The sequence below is a fragment of the Kitasatospora sp. CB02891 genome, assembly GCF_002803145.1.
In the GTDB taxonomy this organism is placed as follows: domain Bacteria; phylum Actinomycetota; class Actinomycetes; order Streptomycetales; family Streptomycetaceae; genus Kitasatospora; species Kitasatospora griseola.
This window is the reverse complement of the sequence record NZ_NNBO01000014.1, coordinates 164,051-181,031: the sequence shown is the minus strand read 5'-3', so window position 1 is coordinate 181,031 and position 16,981 is coordinate 164,051. Positions and strand designations below refer to the sequence as shown.

The 16,981-nt window shown below is 69.8% G+C and carries 14 protein-coding genes; 10 read left to right on the top strand and 4 right to left on the bottom strand.

The genetic code is table 11. The annotated features are described in order from the left end of the window. Positions 1-43: 43 nt before the first annotated feature. The 10 genes from CG736_RS27570 (at position 44) to CG736_RS27525 (ending at position 12,822) form a co-directional block, all read left to right on the top strand. Complete coding sequence (locus CG736_RS27570; RefSeq protein ID WP_043915898.1) at positions 44-238, top strand: hypothetical protein; 195 nt, start codon at positions 44-46, stop codon at positions 236-238. Between the two features lie 67 nt (positions 239-305). Beyond that, positions 306-1,193, top strand: coding sequence for an N-acetyl-1-D-myo-inositol-2-amino-2-deoxy-alpha-D-glucopyranoside deacetylase (mshB, locus tag CG736_RS27565; RefSeq protein ID WP_100588867.1), 888 nt, complete (start codon positions 306-308; stop codon positions 1,191-1,193). After that, positions 1,190-1,645: a DUF6113 family protein gene (locus CG736_RS27560; protein WP_198520632.1), complete on the top strand. Its 456-nt coding sequence runs from the start codon at positions 1,190-1,192 to the stop codon at positions 1,643-1,645. Before mshB ends, CG736_RS27560 begins: the two co-directional genes overlap by 4 nt. 292 nt (positions 1,646-1,937) lie before the next feature. Continuing rightward, complete coding sequence (locus tag CG736_RS27555; RefSeq protein ID WP_100588866.1) at positions 1,938-4,250, top strand: peptidoglycan binding domain-containing protein; 2,313 nt, start codon at positions 1,938-1,940, stop codon at positions 4,248-4,250. Positions 4,251-4,444: 194 nt separating this feature from the next. Beyond that, positions 4,445-6,169 carry an ABC transporter family substrate-binding protein gene (locus CG736_RS27550; protein ID WP_157815756.1) on the top strand — a complete coding sequence of 575 codons (1,725 nt, stop codon included), beginning with the start codon at positions 4,445-4,447 and terminating at the stop codon, positions 6,167-6,169. A 483-nt stretch (positions 6,170-6,652) separates the two neighbouring features. Then, complete coding sequence (locus CG736_RS27545; RefSeq protein ID WP_083462645.1) at positions 6,653-7,690, top strand: ABC transporter permease; 1,038 nt, start codon at positions 6,653-6,655, stop codon at positions 7,688-7,690. Positions 7,691-7,780: 90 nt separating this feature from the next. Continuing rightward, complete coding sequence (locus CG736_RS27540; protein ID WP_232734212.1) at positions 7,781-9,544, top strand: ABC transporter substrate-binding protein; 1,764 nt, start codon at positions 7,781-7,783, stop codon at positions 9,542-9,544. Between the two features lie 81 nt (positions 9,545-9,625). After that, entirely contained in the window at positions 9,626-10,603 is a 978-nt protein-coding gene (locus CG736_RS27535; protein WP_100588863.1) for an ABC transporter permease, read from the top strand. A gap of 64 nt (positions 10,604-10,667) precedes the next feature. Further along, the gene (locus tag CG736_RS27530) at positions 10,668-11,741 is read left to right on the top strand and encodes an ABC transporter ATP-binding protein (protein ID WP_100588862.1); all 1,074 of its coding nucleotides are present in this window, start codon (positions 10,668-10,670) and stop codon (positions 11,739-11,741) included. Positions 11,742-11,751: 10 nt separating this feature from the next. Further along, entirely contained in the window at positions 11,752-12,822 is a 1,071-nt protein-coding gene (locus CG736_RS27525) for an ABC transporter ATP-binding protein (protein WP_100588861.1), read from the top strand. 59 nt (positions 12,823-12,881) lie between these two features. Here CG736_RS27525 and CG736_RS27520 read toward each other — a convergent pair whose 3' ends face one another. From CG736_RS27520 to CG736_RS27505, 4 genes are read right to left on the bottom strand one after another with little or no spacing between them, the layout of a single operon-like run. Further along, positions 12,882-13,964 carry an ABC transporter ATP-binding protein gene (locus CG736_RS27520; RefSeq protein ID WP_100588860.1) on the bottom strand — a complete coding sequence of 361 codons (1,083 nt, stop codon included), beginning with the start codon at positions 13,962-13,964 and terminating at the stop codon, positions 12,882-12,884. Then, positions 13,954-15,006 (bottom strand): ABC transporter ATP-binding protein, encoded by a 1,053-nt coding sequence (locus CG736_RS27515; protein WP_100588859.1) that lies wholly within the window; start codon positions 15,004-15,006, stop codon positions 13,954-13,956. The genes CG736_RS27520 and CG736_RS27515 overlap by 11 nt, the downstream gene beginning before the upstream one ends. A 17-nt stretch (positions 15,007-15,023) precedes the next feature. Next, on the bottom strand, positions 15,024-16,037 hold the full coding sequence (locus CG736_RS27510; RefSeq protein WP_100588858.1) for an ABC transporter permease: 1,014 nt from the start codon (positions 16,035-16,037) through the stop codon (positions 15,024-15,026). Continuing rightward, positions 16,030-16,956 carry an ABC transporter permease gene (locus tag CG736_RS27505; RefSeq protein WP_100588857.1) on the bottom strand — a complete coding sequence of 309 codons (927 nt, stop codon included), beginning with the start codon at positions 16,954-16,956 and terminating at the stop codon, positions 16,030-16,032. The genes CG736_RS27510 and CG736_RS27505 overlap by 8 nt, the downstream gene beginning before the upstream one ends. Positions 16,957-16,981 lie beyond the last annotated feature (25 nt).

The following is a 16,981-nucleotide window of genomic DNA, read 5'->3' as shown; positions in this document are numbered from 1 at the left end:
CGTCCCCCCGGGGCGGCGCACCCGAGGAAGGGTGTGAGCCGTCATGGCTTTGTCCGTCTCCGCCGCCGTCCTGATGCTGTTCGTGGTCTGGCTCCTGGTCCGACGTTCGGGCCTGAAACTGGGCCATGCGCTGGTGTGCGCACTGCTCGGCTTCTACCTGGCCTCCAGCTCGATCGCACCGTCGATCCAAGAAGTGACGGCCAACCTGGCCGGGATGATCAACAGCCTGCGGCTCTGACCGCCGCCAGCGCGCCGCCACGGCCTGTCCGGGAAGTCCTCCCCGGGCAGGCCGTAAGCTGCCGGACATGACCTCCGTACCTCCGGCCGACGCGCGCGGACTGCTGCTGGTGCACGCCCACCCCGACGACGAGTCGATCAACAACGGCTCCACCATGGCGCGGTACGCCGCCGAGGGCGTCCGGGTCACCCTGGTGACCTGCACCCTGGGCGAGGGCGGTGAGGTGATCCCGCCCGAGCTGGCCCACCTGGCGCAGGACCGGGACAACACCCTGGGCGCCCACCGGATCGGCGAACTGACGTCGGCCATGCGCGAGTTGGGAGTCACCGACCACCGCTTCCTGGGCGGCGCGGGCCGCTACCGGGACTCCGGGATGATGGGCGTCCGGGACAACGACGACCCGTCCTGCTTCTGGCAGGCCGACGTGGACGAGGCGGCCGGCCACCTGGTCGCGGTGATCCGCGAGGTCCGCCCGCAGGTGCTGGTGACGTACGACGAGAACGGCGGCTACGGCCACCCCGACCACATCCAGACCCACCGGGTGGCGCTGCGCGGCTACGAGCTGGCCGCCGACCCGGCGTTCCGCCCGGAGCTGGGCGAGCCCTGGCGGATCGCCAAGGTCTACTACAACCGGGTGCCGCGCTCGGTGGTCGAGGCCGGGCTGCGCCGGACCGCCGCCGAGGCCCCGTTCAAGGGCGTCGCGCCGGTCGACCAGATTCCCGGCGTGGTGGACGACGAGATCATCACCACGACGCTCGACAACGCGGCGCACGCCGGGGCGAAGGCCGCCGCGATGCGGGCGCACGCCACCCAGATCGTGGTGGACGGGCACCACTTCGCGCTCAGCAACGACCTCGGCCAGCCGCTGCTGGCCACCGAGTACTACGAGCTGGTCCGCGGCGCGCTCGGCCCGGGCGGCCCGGAGAGCGACCTGTTCGCCGGGGTGGCCCGGTGAAGCTCCTCCACCCCGTGCTCGGCAGCCGCGAGGACCGACTGGCCGAGCCGATGCCCCCGCGCAGCGCCCGGATCACCGCCTACGCGGTGCTGTTCCTGCTGGGCGCGGCCGTCTCGGTGTGCGGAGCTTTCGTGCAGGCCCTGTGGGCGCCGGTCGGCGTGCTGCTCGCCCTGCTGGCCTGCCTCGGACTGTTCTACGGCGGGCTGCGGGCGACCGGCACCAAGCTGGGCGCGGGCGCGCCGCTGGCCGGCTGGTTCCTGGTGCTGGCGGTGCTGCTGGCGCCCCGCCCGGAGGGTGACCTGGTGCTCTCCGCGACCGCGACCGCGTACGCCTACCTGTTCGGCGGCTCGGTGCTCGGCGTGGTCTGCGCGACCCTGCCGACCGGCACCGGATTCCTGTTCGGCGTACCGGCGCCGGAGCCCCGACGGGCCGTCAAGGACGGCGACCGGTAGCCCATACCGGGGGGATTCGGGCCATTGGGATCCACCGGTCGTCGGACGAGGTGGAACCGCAGTCGGTATGGTGGTGCCTCGGCGGGCCACCCCCACCGTCCGGCCCACCGGGGCAGGGCGGTACCTTCGGCACCACGCGCGTGACGGGGTGTTGCCGCAGCCGACATGTGAACAGCTGATGTCCGGCCGTTCGGCCCGCCGCACGCCGCACGCCGCCGTACGGCGGCCCGACCCGCCCCATACGCAGCGGACGGCCCAGCCGGCCCGGCCGCGAACCCGGAGCAGAGCAGCATTGAGCAGCCGCGAATCTGACAACGCCCACCCGCAGCCCCGCCGCGGCGGCCCCGACGCGTACCCGTCGGGCACTCCGCCGTACGGCACCGGTCTGCCCGGTGGGCTTCCGGACCCGGCCGCCGCACGGACCGCTCCCGGCCCGCGCGCCGACGAGGCCGAGGTGCCGAAGACGGAGACCACGCTGACCACCCGGGTGCGGATCAACATCCCCGGTTCCCGGCCGATCCCGCCGGTCGTGGTGCAGAGCAAGGTCAAGGACGAGAAGCCGGCGGAGCCGGCCGGCCCGCGCCACCGCGGCGGGGGCGGCGACCCGGTGCTCGGCGTGATGGACGCCGGCGCGGGCCGCTCCAACGGCGCCCCGCCGAACCTGCCGCCGGAGTGGCAGGAGCCGGCCGCGCCGAAGGCCTCCGAGTCGGACTCCACCGGCGAGTGGTTCAAGCCCCGCCAGAAGGGCCGCCAGGAGCCCGCCGCGACCCCCGCGCCGGCCGCCCGGTCCGCCGCCACCCCCGCCGCCCCGGCGGCCGGTGGCCCCGCCGGCGGCCCGCAGGCCGCGCCGCTCCCGTCCGGTGCGGCGGCCTCGCCGTTCGCCCCGGCCTCGCCGTACGCCGCCGAGCAGCACCCGCAGCAGGCCTCGCTGCCCGCGCAGCAGCAGCCGACGGCGGGTCAGGACCCGTTCGCGGCGGAGCTGCAGCAGCACGAGCAGTACCAGCAGCAGGCGATGGCCGCCCAGGACCCCTACGCGGCCCAGCCCCAGCAGCCCAACCCGGGCCAGCAGCAGGCGATGGCCGCCCAGGACCCCTACGCAGCCCAACCGCAGCAGCCCAACCCGGGCCAGGACCCCTACGCGGCCCAGCCCCAGCAGCCCAACCCGGGCCAGGACCCGTTCGCGGCCCAGCCGCAGCAGCCGGCCCCCGGCCAGGACCCCTACGCGGCGGAGCAGCAGCAGTACCAGCAGCACCACCAGCAGCAGCCGACCCCCGGTCAGGCCCCGTTCGCCGCCGAGCCCCCGGCCGGCCGGGGCGACGCCCCGGAGCCGGAGCCGGAGGACACCCAGATCGGCGGCTTCGACCCGGTCACCGGCGAGGAGCCGGCCCCGGGCGGTGCGATAGCCGCTGACCCGCCGACCACCCAGCTGTTCCTGAACGCCCCGAAGTCCGCGTCCGGTCCGGCCGCGGCCGACCCCTTCGCCGCCGCCGCCGACCGGCCCCGTCCGGCGGGCGGCAACGGCGGCGGCCGGTTCGCCGACCTGCCCGAGGCGCAGCCGTTCCCCGGCGGCCCGCGGGCGGCGACGCCCAAGCGCGAGGTCCCGAAGGACCCGCCGCCGGTGGAGGAGGACTACGACGACGAGCCCTCCTCGAAGTCGGCCAAGGGCGGCGGCAAGGTCAAGAAGCTGCTGGTGACGGGCGTCGGCGGCGTGCTGTTCCTGGGCGCGGCGGCGTACGGCGCGGGCCTGATGATGAATCAGTCCGACATTCCCAAGGGCACCACGGTGCTGGGCACCGACATCGGCGGCGACTCCCGCGACCAGGCGGTGACGGCGCTGGACGGTTCGGTCGGCAAGGCCGGGCAGCAGCCGGTGCGGCTGAAGATCGGCGACCAGTCGGTGACCCTGGACCCGGCCAGTGCCGGTCTGAGCTTCGACACCACGGCCACCGTGGACGCGCTGACCAAGCACAGCTACAACCCGGTCGAGGTGCTCTCCTCGCTGACCGGCGGCGGCAAGGCCGTCGAGCCGCAGGTCCGGGTGGACAAGGCGAAGCTGAAGGCCGCGCTGGACGACCTGGCCGCGAAGTCCGGGCAGGGCCTGCAGGAGGGCTACGTCCGGTTCACCGAGACCACCGCCGAGGTGGTCCCGGGCAAGGCCGGGCAGGGGCTGGACTCCGCGTCGGCCGCCGACAAGGTCGAGCAGGCCTACCGGGACCGGGCGGCCGGCAAGCCGGACGCCGAGCTGGCGCTGCCGCTGGCCGACGCCCAGCCGAAGGTCGGCCAGGACGCCCTGCAGGCGGCCGCGGACGGCCTCGGCAAGCAGGTGCTGGCCGGCAACATCACCATCAGCGCGGGCGCCAAGCAGTTCAACTTCGGCGGCAAGACCGCGACGAGGGCGCTGGTGCTGGCCCCGGACGCGTCCGGCCAGATCGTCCTGAAGTGGGACCTGGACGCGCTGCGCACCTCCGTCGGCACCACCTTCGACAAGGTGAAGACCACCAAGAACGGCCAGTCCTCGCTGATCACCGTGCAGGACGTGGCGGACGCGATCGGCCAGACCGTCACCAAGACGGGCCGGGACCGGGTGTACAAGTTCCCCGCCTGATCCGCCGTCACCGTCCCCCGGAGGCCGGGGCTCCGCCGTCGGAGCCCCGGCCTCCGGCGTGCTGGCGGATCCTCGCCAGTGGCGTCGCAGAACGGGACGAACCGGGCGGTGCCACGGGGTGACCACGGCGCGTTATCAAGACTTGATCGGCGACTGGTCGACAACATGTCTCGCCGGTACGCAAGATGTGCCGCGTGCCGAGACGCCCCACCCCGAGAAGTCGCCGCCCGCTCGCCCTGATCGCGTCGGCGGCAGCGCTGTCCTTCGCGCTGTGCTCCTGCGCCGCCGGCGGCTCCCCGGGCGGCCGTTCCACGGCGGTGGCGGGCGGCGAGGCCCCGCGGATGACCCAGCAGGCGCTGAACCCGAAGCCGCGCACGGCACTGCGCCAGGGCGGCACCCTGAACTGGGCGATCGACCAGTACTCGAGCCAGTGGAACCCGATCCAGGCGGACGGTTCCGAGGCGTCCACCGTCGACGTGGTCAAGGCGCTGCTGCCGACCTTCTGGCGCTCCGACGCGGGCGGCATGCAGACCCCCAACCCGGCCTACCTGACCTCGGTGAAGAGCGAGGTGCGGCAGGGCAAGCAGACCGTGGTGTGGACGCTCAACCCGAAGGCCCACTGGTCCGACGGCGCCCCGATCACCTGGCGCGACCTGCAGGCCGACTGGCAGGCGCTGAACGGCCAGGACCCGGCGTTCAGGACCGCCTCCAGCAACGGCTTCGACCAGGTGGAGAGCGTGGTCCGCGGCCAGGACGACCACCAGGCCGTGATGACCTTCCGGGAGCCGTACTCGGAGTGGCAGGCGATGTTCAACAACGCCGGCAACGCCCCGCTGCTGCCGGCGAAGTACATCGCCACGCCGGAGCTGTTCAACACCTCCTTCAAGGGGGGCTTCCCGGTCACCGGCGGGCCGTTCAAGGTGGAGAAGATGGACCCGGCGGCGCGCACCGTCACGGTGGTCGCCGACCCGGACTGGTGGGGCGACAAGCCGCTGCTGGACCGGATCGTCTTCAAGGCGTACGACACCGGGAAGATGCCGCAGGCGTTCGCCGCCGGCGAGGTCGACTTCTACAACAACGGCCCCAACACCGAGGGCTACCGGATCATCGAGTCCACCCCGGACGGCGAGGCCCGCCGGGCCGGCGGGCCGAACCTGCGGCAGCTGGTGCTGAACGGGCGCAGCCCGGCGCTCGGCGATCCGAAGGTCCGTCAGGCGCTGATCCAGGCGCTCGACCGGGCGGAGATCACCCGGACCGACCTGGCCGGCCTGGACTGGCCGTACATACCGATGAACAACCACTTCCTGGTGCCGTCCCAGCACGGCTACCAGGACAACTCGAACGGCCTGAGCCGGTTCGACCCCGACGCCGCGAAGGCGTCCCTCGACTCGCTGGGCTGGAAGCTCGGGCCCTCGGGCGTCCGCACCAAGGACGGCACGGAGCTGGCGCTGCGGTTCGTGGCGCCGGCCGGCAACAACCTGGCCGCCAACGAGAGCGCGCTGGTCACCCGGATGCTGGGGCAGATCGGGGTGAAGGTCACGGTGCAGACCGTGCCGGCCGGCGAGTTCTTCGACGGCTTCGTGTACAAGCACGACTTCGACCTCACCGCGTTCGCATTGATGGGCACCCCGTTCCCGGTCTCCAACTCGATCAGCACCTTCCAGCAGGACTCCGGCTCCAACTGGTCCCAGGTCGGCAGCAAATCACTTGACAAGGCCATGGCGGATGCTGCCAAGGCCGACACCGTGGACGACGAGACGGCCGCACTCAACCGGGCCGACGCGGCGGCGTGGGAGGTGGCCGGACTGGTCCCGCTGTACCAGCGCCCGGCCATTTACGGCGTCCGCAAGAACATCGCCAACCTCGGCGCACCGGGGCTCGGCGACCTCGTCTACGAGAACATCGGGCTGCTGAAGTAACACCCGGGCGGCGAAGTCCCGCCATTGGCGGGAAATTGCCAGGCGGCCGGCGGTACGCCTGCCGCCCGAATTGGGTGACCCCTACCCACGAATTCGCCCCGGCATGCCCGAAAACGCAGGTGTCCGATTATCGGACACTCAATTGCCGATCTCAATTCCTCTCAATGACGCCAAAACGGACACGAGGTCTACGCGCGTCGTTCAATCGGCCGTCGAACTGGCCGTCCAGATAGCGGACCTGACAGTGCATCGTTACGGACAGGTGAACGAGCCTTGATCACCTTTGTCCGGTTTTGACCGTATCGCTCAACGGCTGTCAAGAGTTCAGGAACTACGAAGTGGTTGATATTCCAGCACGAAGGAGGAAATGGGCCCTCGACAACTGAGGAACTCTTGACGTTCGATAAACGACTTGCAAGAGTCCATTCATCCAAGTTCTTACTCCTTGCTTCTGCACGGACCACGGTCGGGAGCTTTCGCACCATGACGACGCCTACTGGGGCCACGACGGACGGGGACACCCCCGGGTCCACGTCGGACCTTCCGGACAACGCCTCGGCCGACGCGCCCGCCGATCCCGGCTTCCGCGGCCTCTCCCCCGGGAAGCTGATGTGGCGCCGCTTCCTGCGCGACCGCACCGGCGTGGTGAGCGCCTGCGTGGTGCTGTTCTTCGTCCTGGTGGCGGTCCTCGCACCGGTCATCTCGATGCTCTACGGCAACGACGCCGAGACCCACTACGGCCAGAACGACCCGACGCTGCTGACCGACTCCGGTCTTCCGGTGGCCCCCAACGGCGGCATGAGCGGCGACTTCTGGTTCGGCCTGGAGCCGGGCCTCGGCCGTGACGTGATGATGCAGCTGGTCTACGGCATCCGCACCTCGCTGATCATCGCCTTCGCCACCTCGCTGCTGACCACCGTGATCGGTGTCGCGCTCGGCATCGCGGCCGGCTACCTGGGCGGAAAGGCCGACTTCTTCATCGGCCGCGTGATCGACGTGCTCATGTCGTTCCCGTCGCAGATCTTCCTGATCGCCACCATGCCGGTGGTCACCAGCCTGCTGGTGCCGTCGGGTCAGAAGGTCCCCACGTGGCTGCCGTTCGTCGCGGTGACCATCGTGCTCTCGCTGCTCGGCTGGATGGGCCTGGCCCGCATCCTGCGCGGCACCGCCCTGGCCCTGCGCGAACGTGAGTTCATCGAGGCCGCCAAGGTCACCGGCGCCTCACCGATGCGGATCATCTTCAAGGAGATCCTGCCCAACCTGTGGACCCCGATCCTGGTTCAGGCCACCCTCGCGCTCCCGGCGTTCGTCACCGCCGAAGCCGGCCTGTCCTACCTCGGGGTGGGCGTCAGCGAGCCGGTCCCCGACTGGGGCCGCATGATCGCCGGCGCGGCGGACTACCTGCGGACCGACGTCACCTACCTGCTCTTCCCGGGCATCGCCATGGTGATCTTCGTTCTCGCCTTCAACCTGCTCGGCGACTCCGTCCGGGACGCCTTCGACCCGAAGGCCAACCGCTAGCAGGCCCTCAAGACTCCGGGGGGATGGGAAAGCCAGGCCCCGGGCACCCCACTGCACATAGTCACTACACCTACCCCAGGCAGGATGAAGATGAGTTCTCGCAATTCGCGGCTCGCCGCCGCCATCATGGTGGCCGGGGCCCTGACCGTCACCACGGCGTGCTCCAGCGGCCACTCCAACGAGAGCGCGAAGCCGGGTGCCTCGAAGGCCCCCATCGCCGCCACCTCGATCTCGGTCGGCACCGCCGACGACTCGAAGGGCCCGGCCGTCCCGGAGCCCGGCGCGAAGAAGGGCGGCACGGTCAACATGATCGACCGCGACGACTTCTCGCACCTGGACCCGGCCATGGTCTACATGAACTACAACGCCGAGGCCTCGCTGCTGTTCACCCGTCAGCTGACCGGTTACAAGACCGCCGCGGACGGCTCGCAGAAGCTGGTCGGCGACCTGGCCACCGACACCGGCACCACCACCGACGGCGGCAAGACCTGGAAGTTCACGCTGAAGGACGGCGTGAAGTGGCAGGACGGCGCCGCGATCACCTCGGCCGACGTCAAGTACTCGATCGAGCGCACCTACGCCTCGTTCATCAAGGGTGGCCCGACCTACATCCAGCAGTGGATCTCGGGCGACGACTACCGCGGTGCCTACGCCGGTCCGTACGACGGCAAGGGCCTCGACGCGATCACCACCCCGGACGACAAGACCGTCGTCATCCAGTTCAAGGACGTCCACACCGACGCCAACTTCACCCTGGCGATGACCGGTTACGGCATCGTGCCGAAGGCCCACGACACCAAGGAGGAGTACGACAAGAAGCCGTTCTCCTCGGGCCCGTACCAGATCACCGAGCACGTCAACGACCGCTCGCTGGACCTCGAGCGGAACCCGAACTGGGACGCTGCCACCGACCCGATCCGGAACGCGTACCCGGACAAGTGGCACATGACCTTCGGTGTCCAGGCCCAGCAGTCCACCGAGCGCTTCATCGCGGACAACGGTGACGACAAGACCGCTTTCTCGTTCCACAACCAGGTCCACCCGACCTACATCGACAAGGTCAAGGCCGACGAGAAGCTGAAGCCCCGTACGCTCGAGGGTCTGACCCCGTACGTGGACTACTACTACATCAACAACACCCGCATCAAGGACCAGAAGGTCCGCGAGGCGCTGGTCAAGGCGTTCCCGCACCAGCAGACCCGCCAGCTGCAGGGTGGCACCTCCTACGGTGACTACGCGACCTCGTACATGAGCCCGACCGTGCTCGGCTACGAGTCCTACGACCCGTTCGACGTGCTGAAGAAGCCGCAGGGTGACACCGAGGCCGCCAAGAAGCTGCTGACCGAGGCCAACGCCGTGGGCCAGCCCATCGTCTACGCCTTCAACAACACCCCGCTGCAGCAGAAGGTCACCGAGGCCATCCGCACCAACCTGGAGGCCGCCGGCTTCAAGTTCGTGCCGAAGCCGCTGGACTCGAAGACCTACTACGACGCGATCCAGCTGGTCAACAACGAGTTCGACCTGTACTGGGGCGGCTGGGGCGCCGACTGGCCGACCGGTTACACCTCGCTGCAGCCGGTCTGGGACGGCCGCATGATCGCCGACGGTGGTCAGAACTACGCCCACGTGAACGACCCGGAGATCAACGCCGCCATGGACGCGGCGGTCAAGATCGCCGACCCGGCCGCCCAGGGCAAGGCGTGGGCCGCGATCGACAAGAAGCTGCAGGACAAGGCGTACTCGATCCCGGACGTGTACCAGCGCTCGCTGAGCCTGTACGGCTCGGGCCTCGGCGGCGTCAAGTTCGACACCCTGGCCGGCCTGCAGTCGCCGCTCAACATCTACGTCAAGTAGTAGTCATCACCGAGCAGTAGCTCACGGTGGGGCACCGGCACGATCTGCCGGTGCCCCTCCCCGATCAGGAGAGCCCGTCCGATGCTCCGATTCCTCGTCCGCCGATCTCTCGGCGCTCTCGTCATCCTGGTGATCGTGTCGATGATCACCTATGCGCTGTTCTTCGCGATCCCGGCGGACCCGGCGCGGCTCTACTGCGGCAAGATCTGCACGCCCGAGAACCTCGCCCTGATCCGGCACGACATGGGCTTCGACAAGTCCTGGCCGCTCCAGTACTGGGACTGGCTGAGCGCCATCTTCAGCGGTGGCACCTACAACAACGTGACCTGCTCCGCCCCGTGCTTCGGCTACTCCTTCGACAAGAAGGAACTGGTCGGCTCCATCCTGCTGGACCGCTTCCCGACCACTCTGTCGCTGACCGTCGGCTCCGCCGTGATCTTCCTGATCTTCGGCATCGGCACCGGCATGCTGGCCGCCCACAAGCAGGGCAAGGCCGTCGACAAGATCGCCAGCTCCGCCTCGCTGATCGTCTCCTCGATGCAGATCTACGTGGCCGGTCCGCTCGCCCTGGTCGCCCTGGTCTACAGCACCGACCTGCTGGCCCAGCCCACCTACGTGCCGTTCACCGAGGACCCGGTCGGCTGGTTCACCGGCCTGCTGGTCCCGTGGATCGTCCTGTCGCTGATCTGGACCGCCAACTACACCCGTATGACCCGCTCCTCGATGGTCGAGCAGCTGTCCGAGGACTTCGTGCGGACGGCACGCGCCAAGGGCATGTCCGGCACCTCGGTCTTCATGCGCTACGCCTGGCGCGGCGCGATGGGCACCATCGTCACCGTCTTCGGCATCGACCTCGGCGTCCTGCTCGGCGGCGCGATCATCACCGAGACCACCTTCAGCCTGCACGGTCTGGGTGAGCTGGCGATCCACTCCTTCAACGACTCCGACCTCTCGCTGCTGGTCGGCGTCACCGTGGTGGCCGCCACGCTGATCGTGTTCTTCAACATCATCGTCGACGCCGCCTACGCCCTGATCGACCCGCGCATCCGCCTGGCCTGACCGGCCGCACCCCAGGCCGACCCAGCAGTCCCGACCTCACGTACCGCACCGAGGAGCCCAGTCCATGACCACCCAGGCCAAGCCCGAGGAGGCCTCGTCCGCCGGCAGCGGCGGCGACAAGCCGTTCCTCTCAGTCCGCGACCTCTCGGTCCGTTTCAGCACCGAGGACGGCGTGGTCCGGGCCGTGGACAACCTCTCCTTCGACGTGTCCCCGGGCACCACGCTCGGCATCGTCGGTGAGTCCGGCTCCGGCAAGTCGGTGACCAACCTGGCCGTCCTGGGCCTGCACAACCCGGACCGGACCGAGATCACCGGCTCGATCAAGCTGGACGGCCAGGAGCTGGTCGGCGCGTCCAACCGCGAGCTGGAGAAGCTCCGCGGCAAGACCATGTCGATGATCTTCCAGGACCCGCTGACCGCGCTCTCGCCGTACCACACCATCGGCAAGCAGATCGGCGAGACCTTCCGGAAGCACACCGGCGCCTCCAAGAAGGAGGCCCGGGACCGGTCCATCGAGATGCTGACCCGGGTCGGCATCCCGCAGCCCACCACCCGGGTCGACGACTACCCGCACCAGTTCTCCGGCGGCATGCGCCAGCGCGCCATGATCGCCATGTCGCTGGTCTGCGACCCCAAGCTGGTGATCGCCGACGAGCCGACCACCGCGCTGGACGTCACCGTCCAGGCCCAGATCCTCGACCTGCTGAAGGACCTCCAGCAGGAGATGGGCACCGCGATCATCCTGATCACCCACGACCTGGGCGTGGTGGCGCGCACCGCGCAGAACATCATGGTGATGTACGCGGGCCGGGCCGTGGAGCGCGGCACCGTCCGCGAGGTGCTGAAGACCCCTCAGCACCCGTACACCTGGGGCCTGCTGTCCTCGATGCCGAGCCTGACCGGCGACGTGGACGTGCCGCTGCGGCCGGTCCGCGGCACCCCGCCGAGCCTGATCAACCTGCCGACCGGCTGCCCGTTCAACCCGCGCTGCGACTTCACCGAGCAGGTGATCGGCGGCGGCTGCACCTCGGAGCGTCCGCCGCTCAACCCGGCCACCGGGCCCGCCGCCGCCTGCCACCTGAGCGCGGCGCAGCGGCAGGACATCTTCATCGACCAGATCAAGCCGCGGCTCGGCTGAGAGGGACATCATGAGCAACGAACTGACCCTCCAGAAGCCGTCCGGGGCCGCTGCCGGCTCCGGCACCCCGCTGCTGTCGATCAAGGACGTGGAGAAGCACTTCCCGGTCCTCGACGGCTTCCTGTTCAAGCGCCAGGTCGGCGCGGTGCACGCGGTCGACGGCGTGAGCCTGGAGGTCTTCGGCAGCGAGTCGGTCGGCCTGGTCGGCGAGTCCGGCTGCGGCAAGTCGACCCTGGGCCGGCTGGTGACGCGCCTGCTGGAGCCGACCGGCGGCGAGATCCGCTACAACGGCCAGGACATCACGCACGCCTCCCGCAAGGAGCTCGCGCCGATCCGGTCCGAGATCCAGATGATCTTCCAGGACCCGTACTCCTCGCTGAACCCGCGGCACACCGTCGGCGCGATCATCGGCGCGCCGATGGAGATCAACGGGATCAACCCGAAGGGCGGCGTCCAGCGCCGGGTGCAGGAGCTGCTGGAGACCGTCGGTCTCAACCCGGAGCACTACAACCGCTTCCCGCACGAGTTCTCCGGCGGCCAGCGCCAGCGCATCGGCGTGGCCCGCGCGCTCTCGCTGAACCCGAAGCTGATCGTCGCGGACGAGCCGGTCTCCGCGCTGGACGTCTCCATCCAGGCGCAGGTGGTCAACCTGCTCCAGGAGCTGCAGCGCGAGCTGGGCATCGCCTTCCTGTTCATCGCCCACGACCTGTCGGTGGTGCGCCACTTCTCGCAGCGCGTCGCGGTGATGTACCTCGGCAAGATCGTCGAGATCGCCGACCGCAAGTCGCTGTACGAGACGCCCCGCCACCCGTACACCCACGCGCTGCTGTCCGCCGTGCCGGAGGCCGACCCGGACGACGACCGCGAGCGGATCCGGCTGACCGGTGACGTCCCGTCGCCGCTCAACCCGCCGTCGGGCTGCCGGTTCCGCACCCGGTGCTGGAAGGCGCAGGAGAAGTGCTCGGTGGAGGAGCCGCCGCTGGTCCAGCTGTCCGGCAACGCCGCCGGCCACCTGACCGCCTGTCACTTCCCGGAGGACGGCTCGACCACGGCCGTTCCCGAGCCGCGCGCCGGGGCCTGATCCCGCGTCACGCCCGAAGAGGGCCCCCACCGCTCGGTGGGGGCCCTCTTCGCGTCCGGTCAGACGTTCTCGCGTTCGCCGGCGAAGTGGCAGGCCGAGTCGTGCCGGGCCCGGCCCTCCAGCCACTCCCGGACCGTCAGCGCCGGGTCCTCCCGCTCGCACTTCTCCTGCGCCTTCCAGCAGCGGGTGCGGAACCGGCAGCCGGACGGCGGGTTCGCCGGGGAGGGCACGTCTCCGGTCAGCACGATCCGGTCCCGGGACTCCCGCGCGCTCGGGTCGGGCACCGGCACCGCGGACAGCAGCGCCTGGGTGTACGGGTGGGTGGCGTGGTCGTAGATCTCCAGGTCGGTGCCGATCTCGACCATCCGGCCCAGGTACATCACGCCGACCCGGTCGGAGATGTGCCGGACGATCGACAGGTCGTGCGCGATGAACATGTACGACAGGTTGAACTCGCCCTGGAGGCTCTCCAGCAGGTTGATCACCTGCGCCTGCACGGACACGTCCAGCGCGGAGACCGGCTCGTCGCAGATGATGATCTCGGGCTTGAGCGCCAGCCCGCGCGCGATGCCGATCCGCTGGCGCTGGCCGCCGGAGAACTGGTGCGGGTACCGGTTGATGTACTCCGGGTTCAGGCCCACCACGTCCAGCAGGTCCTGGACCGCCTTGCGGCGGTCGCCCTTCGGCGCCACCTCCGGGTGGATCTCGAACGGCTCCCCGATGATGTCGCCGACCGTCATCCGCGGGTTCAACGAGGTGTACGGGTCCTGGAACACCATCTGGATGTTGCGCCGAACGGCCTTGAGCCCGGCGCCCGACAGGCGCGAGATCTCCTCGCCCTTGTACTTCACCGACCCGGTCGTCGCCGGCTCCAGGTTCATCAGCACCTTGGCCAGCGTCGACTTGCCGCAGCCGGACTCACCGACGATGCCGAGCGTCTCCCCCTGCATCAGGTCGAAGGACACCCCGTCGACGGCCTTGACCGCGCCGATCTGCTTCTTGAACAGGATGCCCTTGGTCAGCGGGAAGTGCTTGCGCAGGTCGCGCACCTCCAGGATGGGCTCGCCGCGCTGCACCTCCTGCGCGAACACGGCCTCCTCGGGCGTGGTCGCTCCGAGCGGCGTGGCGCCGTTAACCGTCATGGAGGGTCTCCTTCCAGAAGAAGCACGCACTGCCCCGGCCCGCCAGCGGCGTCCCGTCGTCCTCGGTCACCTCCGCCAACGGCGGCACCTTCTGCCGGCAGATCTCCTGCGCCCGCGGACAGCGCGGGTTGAACGCGCAGCCGGCCGGGATCCGCAGCAGGTTGGGCGGCAGGCCCTTGATCGCGTAGAGCTCCTGGCCCTTCTGGTCGAGGCGCGGGATGGAGTCCAGCAGCCCGCGGGTGTAGGGGTGGGCGGGGCGGGCGTAGAGCTCGTGCACGGGGGCGGTCTCGACGATCCGGCCCGCGTACATGACGGCGATCTTGTCGGCGACGTCGGCGACCACGCCGAGGTCGTGGGTGATCAGGATCAGACCCATGTGGTACTCGGCCTGGAGCTCCGCCAACAGGTCCATCACCTGCGCCTGGACGGTGACGTCCAGCGCCGTGGTCGGCTCGTCCGCGATGATCAGGTCCGGCTCCAGGGCCAGCGCCATCGCGATCATGATGCGCTGCCGCATGCCGCCGGAGAACTGGTGCGGGTAGTCCCCCACCCGTTCCTTGGCCGCGGGGATGCGGACCCGCTCCATCAGTTCGATTGCCTTGGCCTTGGCGTCCTTGCGGTTGGTGCCGCGGTGCGCCCGGTACATCTCGCCGAGCTGGAAGCCCACCGGCAGGACCGGGTTCAGCGAGGACAGCGCGTCCTGGAAGATCATCGCGATCTTCTGCCCGCGGATCTTCCGCCGCTCCTCCTTGGACATCTTCAGCATGTCCCGGCCGCGGAACAGCAGCTCCCCCTCGGGAATCGCGGCCGGCGGCATGTCGAGGATGCCCATGACGGCCTGCGCGGTGACGGACTTCCCGGAGCCCGACTCGCCCAGCACCGCGAGCGTCTCGCCCGCGCTGACGCTGTAGTTCACGCCGTTGACGGCCCGGACCACGCCGTCCCTGGTCCGGAACTCCACGTGCAGGTTCCGCACGTCCAGCAGCGGCCCGGTGTACGGCTCCTCGCGGGCCGGTCGGCCCTGGTCGGCGACGGTGCTCATCTGCCTGCTCCCCTCGCTCAGCGCAGCTTCGGATCGAGGGCGTCGCGCACCGCGTCGCCCATCATGATGAAGGCCAGCACGGTGATGGAGAGCGCCGCGGCCGGGAAGAACAGGACGAACGGCGCCTGCCGGATCACCTTCTGCGCGGAGGAGATGTCCACGCCCCAGGAGATGGTCGGGTCCTGCAGGCCGATGCCGAGGAAGCTCAGCGTGGCCTCCGCCGTGATGTAGCCGCCCAGCGCGATGGTGGCGACCACGATCACCGGGGCGAGCGCGTTCGGCAGGATGTGCCGGAACATCAGCCGCGAGGTCCCGGCGCCCAGCGCCCGCCCCGCCACCACGTAGTCGGCCTGCTTGACGGTGATCACCGAGCCGCGCATCACGCGGGCCAGCTGGGTCCAGCCGAGGAAGGCCAGCGCGATCACCACGGACCACACGGTGCGGACGGAGAACGCGTTCAGCAGCACCAGGGCGCCCAGCAGCAGCGGGATGCCGAAGAAGATGTCGGTGATCCGGGAGATCACCGCGTCCGACCAGCCGCCGAAGAACCCGGCGGTCATCCCGGCCAGCCCGCCCAGCAGGGTCACCGCCAGGGTGACGCAGATGCCGACGGTGATCGAGGCCCGCGCCCCGTAGATCACCCGGGCGTAGATCGACCGGCCCTGCCCGTCGTAGCCGAACCAGGCGCCCCCGAAGAAGTCGGTCCAGTCCGGCCGGCGCAGGTAGTTGTTGATCAGGTCGGAGGCCCGCGGGTCGGTGCTGGTGAACAGCCCCGGGAAGATCGCGATCAGGATCAGCAGCACGATCAGCACCGTCGAGACGAGGAAGATCGGCCGCCGCCGCAGGTCCCGCCAGGCGTCGCCCCACAGGCTGCGCGCCTGCTCCCGTTTGACCGGGTCCGGCTCGATCAGCGTCTCCTGCTCCACCGCCAACCCCTGTTGTCCGACGTAGTCCAGGTGGTCGCTGTCGGTCGGGTTGATGTTCCGCAGCGGATCGTGGTCGTCCGGGATGGGCTCGTTCCGGTCAGGCATAACGGATCCTCGGGTCGAGGACGGCGTACAGCAGGTCGACGACCAGGCTGGCGACCAGGTACACGATCACCAGCACGGTGACGATGCCGACCACCGTCGGGCCTTCCTTCTGGTTGATCGCCTTGTAGAGGACGTTGCCGATGCCGGCGATGTTGAAGATGCCCTCGGTGACGATCGCGCCGCCCATCAGCGCGCCCAGGTCGGTGCCCAGGAACGTCACCACCGGGATCAGCGAGTTGCGCAGCAGGTGCCGCCCGACGACGGTCCGCCGCGGCAGGCCCTTGGCCACCGCGGTGCGCATGTAGTCGGCGCGCAGGTTCTCGCCGATCGACGTCCGGGTCAGCCGGGCCACGTACGCCAGCGACAGGGACGCCAGCACCAGGCCGGGCAGGATCAACTGGCTGATGTCCCGGGAGTCCTGGACCGTCGCCGTCACCCAGCCCAGGTTGATCGCGAACACCGTCTGCGCGATGTAGCCGAGCACGAACACCGGGATCGAGATCACGACCAGGGTCACCAGCAGCACCAGGGTGTCCGCGATGCTGCCCCGCTTCAGGCCGGCGATCAGGCCCAGCGGCAGGCCGATCACGATCTCGAAGAAGAACGCGACCAGGGCGAGCCGGATGGTGACCGGGAAGGCGTCCTTCATGATCTCGGAGACCGGACGGCCGGTGAAACTGGTGCCGAAGTCCAGGTGGAAGATGTTGTTCATGTAGTGCAGGTACTGCTTCCACAGCGGCTGATCGAGGTAGTACTGGTGCTTCAGGTGTGCCACGGTCGCCGGGTCGGCGGCCTTGTCGCCGAACATCGCGGCGATCGGGTCGCCCGGCAGGCTGTACACCATCAGGAAGATCAGCAGCGTGGCCCCGAAGAACACCGGGATCATCTGGAGCACGCGCCGCAGGACGTAATGGCCCATGGGAGCCCTCCCTCCAAAAAGGTGA